At 65.5% G+C, this 1,402-nt stretch carries 1 protein-coding gene; it reads left to right on the forward strand.

Features of this window, described 5'->3' with window-relative positions; translation table 11 throughout:
• Positions 1–1,255 (forward strand): aminotransferase class V-fold PLP-dependent enzyme (locus OP495_RS18885; protein ID WP_280571120.1); only part of this gene is annotated, 1,255 nt, incomplete at its 5' end.
• Between the last annotated feature and the right edge of the window lie 147 nt (positions 1,256–1,402).

Genomic DNA, 1,402 nt, shown 5'->3' on the forward strand with positions numbered 1-1,402 from the left:
CATCGATGGCAAGCGAATCCACTTGAACGGCGTCGGCGAGCCGCTGGCGCTGAAGGCGGCGATGCAGGTGGGCGCGGAGCTGGCGAGTTTGCCGGTGCCGCTGGAGACGGACGCGCCGGGTCATCATATCCAGGCGATGCTGACCACCCATGGCTGGGAAGATCTCGCGACCTGGTTGGGAGCGTCTTTGGAGGTATCGCATGACCAGCTTTGGCGGGCGCCGAGTACGGCGGAAGGTTGGGCACGGGTACTGGCGTTGGCGCTGGGAGCGGCTCCTCGAGGGAGCCATGTCGTGATGACGGCGCTGGCTTCCGCCGAGGAGATGACCGCCATCGCACTGCATGCAAGGCAGCGGGCGTTGAGCAGTGCGACGGTGCCGGTCAATCCGCTGACTGGCCGGCTGGAAGTGGCGGAGTATGCTCACTGCGTGACGCCGGAGACACGCGTTGCGACGCTCGTGCATACCTGCCCTTTCACCGGCATGCGCCAGGATGTGGCGGCGATTGCTCGCGCCATACACAAGGTGGCGCCGGCGTGTTTCATTCTGGTCATGGGGGAGCATCACGCCGCGCATGCGCCGCTTACGGTGGCGCATTGGGAAATCGATGCGTATGTGGTGGGGGCGGAGGCGATCTTCTGTCGCCCGCGGCAGGGGTTTGTGTGGCTGTCGCGGCGTTTGTCACTGGCCATGCGCGGCACGCCGCCGAGCGGCTTGATGGCGCCGCATCGCGGTGAGGAGCCCACGGCGCTGGCGAGCATTACCGAGTGGGTGGCGTATCTCGATTGGCTGGGCACGCATTTCACCGATCCCCCGCCCCGGTGTTCTCGCTTAAAGGCGGCAGGCGATGCCATTCAGGCCCATGAGCGGGCGTTGCTGAACCGGCTATTGCATGGCTTTCCCGAGGCACCGGCGACACCGGAGGCGAGCGCATCGCCGACCTCGCTGTGGCGATGCGGTTTGCACGGCCATCCACGTGTGCGGGTGATCGGCGCGCCGCATGCGCTATGGCGGGACGGCACGGTGGCATTCGATGTCCGCGGAATCGAAGCGTGGAAGGTAGTGCAGTGGCTCGCGGCCACCGGCATCGCCGCCCAGCTTTTATCTTCGTCCCAGGCGGTGCGCGCCCTCGCGCCGTTTGGGTATAAAGCCGCGACGCGTTTATCCGTCAGCCATTACAACAGTGAAGAAGAGATCGCGACCTGCCTGCAGACGCTGGAGCCCTTGCTGGAACGGCCGGCGGAAACGCGGGGGTAAGGCTGAGAGCCACGAGCGGCGAGCCGCGGGCTGCGGGCTGCGGGCTGCGGGCTGCGGGCTGCGGGCTGCGGGCTTGCAATAATGCAACTATATTTAGTCGCAAAAATGCCATGATCAACCTGCACAAGCCGCATCCAGGTAACGAAT

The organism is Chromohalobacter sp. 296-RDG, from assembly GCF_029889885.1.
Taxonomy (GTDB): Bacteria; Pseudomonadota; Gammaproteobacteria; order Pseudomonadales; family Halomonadaceae; genus Chromohalobacter.